At 69.5% G+C, this 3,585-nt stretch carries 2 protein-coding genes; both read right to left on the bottom strand.

Annotated elements, in window-relative coordinates:
- Positions 1-254 precede the first annotated feature (254 nt).
- Positions 255-2,624, bottom strand: coding sequence for a WxL domain-containing protein (locus tag ABZ374_RS48245; RefSeq protein WP_360325128.1), 2,370 nt, complete (start codon positions 2,622-2,624; stop codon positions 255-257).
- 386 nt (positions 2,625-3,010) lie between these two features.
- Positions 3,011-3,585, bottom strand: a 575-nt coding sequence (locus ABZ374_RS48240) for a WxL domain-containing protein (RefSeq protein WP_360325126.1), incomplete at its 5' end; no start/stop codon positions are given.

Here is a 3,585-nt window from a genome sequence, read left to right as displayed (position 1 = left end):
GGAACGTGTTACAGAAGTGGGGCGGGTCACATTGATGCGCTTTCACCTGGCGAAGTCAAGAGGCGCAAACGGCCTATGTGACCGGTGAGTATGCCTTCGCCGGTGCGCTGACCTGCACTGACACGTGTCGTCTCGAAGCGGTGGAACAAGTTCCACTTACGCTGTGCGGGCGGGTGTCGCGGGAATGCGAAACGGGGCGCCCACCGGCACCTCGGGAGGTGTCGATGGGCGCCCCGCGCAGGGCTGATGCGCCGTCAGGAGACGGTGAGCGTCAGGGTTCCCGTGTAGGTGCCGGCCGCCTGGTACGCCGGGATCGCGAGCGACAGGCCCGCGTTCGCGGTGAATACGCCACCGGTCTTGTGCGCCGGGTCCGTGGACGCCGCCGAGCTGCACAGCAGCCCGCCGTTGACCGTACCCGCCGAGCCGGTCACGACCTGGCTCGCCGAGTTCGGCTCGGCCACGCACCGAGGTGTCCAGGACAACGCCGAGGAGGGCAGCGAGTTGCCGCCCTCGGCCTTGAAGTCCGAGACGGAGCCGGTGAGTTGCCAACCCAACGTGCCCTTGCGGGCGTCGGTGACGGTGACCGCGTTGAGCGTGCCGGTCATCGACTGGTCGCTGCTCGCGAACGGGACGTCCGCGAGTACGACGCCGGTGCCGGCCTGGGCCATCGACAACGTCCCCGGCGGCTCGCCGGGACCGCCGCCACCCTCGAAGGTGAACGCGGCGAGCGCCATCTTGTTGCGGTCGTTCTTCTCGTACGCCCGGATCTGCGTCGTACCGGGCTTGCTCACCGTCAGATCGACGGCGAACGTGCCGTCCGCGGCCGCGGTGGCCTCCACCGTGTCACCGGTCGCGACCAGGCCGGCGTCCAGGGTCTCCAGCACGACGGCCGAGCCGGGGGTGAAGTTCTTCCCCGTCACGTGCGCCTTCGTGCCCGCAGGACCCCGATCCGGCGTGGCGGTGATCGCGCGCGGCAGTACGACCGCCGTGGTGATCGTGATCGGTGCGGTCAGCGAGGTGACGCCGACGGTGACCTTGACCAGGTAGTTACCCGGCGCCACCTGGCCGCCGAGTGTGGCCTGCGCGGTGAGCGCGCCGCCCTGGGCCACCGAACCGGTGCCCGCGGTGAACGCGGACCCGGTGCAGCCCGAACCGTCCTCGGCGCACAGCTGGACCTGCGGGTTGCCCTGGCCGGTCGGCCAGTTCACCCCGGACAGCTTGACCACGTCACCCGGCTTGAGCAGGTTCTGATCCACGATCAGGTTCGCCTGGGCGGGTTGGCCGACCCCGATCGAGTGCGAGGGCACCGGAGTGCCGATGGGTACGCCGCTCGACGAGATGGTGATGACCTTCAAGCCGTATCCGGCGGGTGCCAGATCGATGCGGCCCGCCGTGGCGATCTTGAAGGTGCCCTTCATGTCGCCGACCTTGAGCACCTCGCCGCCCGGAGTGGCCGGGTTGCCCTTGGGTCCGACGACCGACACGTCGCCGGTCTGCGCGCCGGAGAGCTTCACGGTGCCGCTGGGCGTCACCGTGTCCTTGAGTGCCACCACCCAACTGGAGGGGTTGCGCGGGTAGCCGATCCACTTCCAGTCGACGGTGACCTCGTCGCCGATCTCGTACCAGGGCTTGGCGGGGGACACCGACAGGGCGACCTCGGGCTGCCAGTCGAAGACCGGGCCGTTGCCCCAGGCCGGGGTGTAGCGCACGCCGTACTTGACCGGCTCGGAGTGGCGCAGCGCGTTCTTGGCGACCGAGATCGTCACCAGGACCGAGGCGTTGCCCGAGCTGATCCGGACCTGGCGAATGGCATCCGGCACATCGGCGCCGACCTTGACCTGACCGGTCAGCTTTCCGGAGGCGTCGACGGTGAGGGTGGAGCCCGACGCCCCTTCCGGTGCACAGGAGTTGCCACTCTGGTCGCACAGGTCCACGGTGACGCCGCTCGCGCCGACCGGCCAGTTCTCACCGGTTACGTCGATGGCCGAGCCCGGCCGCACGATGGCGCGGTCGAACGTCGCCGTCGGCGGCTTGATCGCGCCGTCCACCTTGAGCGTGGTGCCCACTCCCGGCGTGCCGTTGGGCGTACAGGGGGTGTCCCAACTGCCGAACATGTTCGCGGTGCTCGTGTACCCGCCGGGGGAGAGGTGCAGCTCGCCCGGCTTGGCGATCTTCAACTTGCCCGTCATGGCGGACAACCACAACTTCTCGCCGCCGGCGGTCTGCGCGTTCTTCTGCGGACCCTCCATGGCGATCTCGCCGCCCTGCGCGCCGGAGACCAGGACCTTGCCCCGCGGCTTGACCGCGTCGGCGTTGACGGTCACGGAGGAAGGGTTCTTCGCCGCGTCCTTCCAGGTCCAGGTGACGGTGACCTCGTCGCCCACGTTGTACTTCGGCTTGACCGGATCGACCGTGAGGTCGACCTGGGCGTCGAAGTCGAATGGGCCGCCCCCGACGCTCGGCGGTACACAGTGCACGTTGTACGTCACAGGAGCCGCGTTCGCGGACTGTGCCCCCGCGCCCACGCCCAGGGCACCGGCCACGAGGGCGGTACCGAGCACGCCGGCCACGCGCTTGTTGCGGAGTCTGGACCCAGTGCTTTCCCTGGTTCTTGGTCTGAGCATGTGGTGCTGTCCCTCCTCGGGATGCCTGCCTGGCCCGCCGGGGGAGCGGGCAGTCGAACACCACACCGGGACCGGTCCGTCGCCGTCGGTGACCCGCGCGGCGCGGGACGGTCGATTCGGTGCCGTGCGCCGATTCGACGTCGGCGGGGTGACACCCGACCCCGCCGGTGTCACCCGGTCGTTCCTGCTGATGCCACTCCTGAAACCTGTTCCAGAAAACAGCGCCTCCCATTGAGCCCGGGGGCGTTTGCGAAGTCAACAGCGGAACGCGATCCGGCGACAACGATTTGTGTGCGGCTTCGGCAGGCGGGAATGGGCGACGGGACGCCCGCCACGCAGTGAGGGAATGCGGCGGACGTCCCGTGCCGATGAACCGATGCCTACTGTCAGGAAATCGACAGGGTCAGCGTCGCGCTGTAGTCGCCGGCGCCCTGGTAGGCCGGAACCTTCAGGTCGATGTCGGCGTCGGCGGAGAAGGTGCCACCGGTGTTGCCGACGCCCTGGGCGACCGAGGCCAGGGTGGCGCCCGAGCCGATGGTGCCCGCGCTGCCCGCGACCGGGGTGCCCTTCGACTTGTCGTCGGCCTTGGCGGCCTTCGGCTTCCAGGAGAAGTTGTCGGCGGGGATGGTCTCGCCGGCCTGGGTGGCGAAGTCGGTGACCGAACCGGTCAGCGTCCACCCGGCGTTGCCGCCGCGCAGGTCGGTCACGGTGACCGTGTTGAGCTTGCCGGTCATGGTCTGGTCCTGCGCGCTCACGCCGACCTCGGACAGTCGGATGCCGGCGGACTGCTGGGTGATGGCCAGCGTGCCCGCGGTGATCGTGCCGTCCAGCTTCTGGGTCAGGTCGCCGGGCTGGGTCGGGTCGACCTTCTTGCGGACCAGCAACTGGGCCTGGCCGCTGTTGCCGTCGGCGTCGGTCACCGTGAGGGTGTGCGCGCCGTTGGCGACGTTGTCGGCCAGCT

The sequence above is a fragment of the Embleya sp. NPDC005971 genome, from assembly GCF_040629175.1.
Taxonomy (GTDB): domain Bacteria; phylum Actinomycetota; class Actinomycetes; order Streptomycetales; family Streptomycetaceae; genus Embleya.
This window is presented reverse-complemented; position numbering and strand designations above follow the sequence as displayed.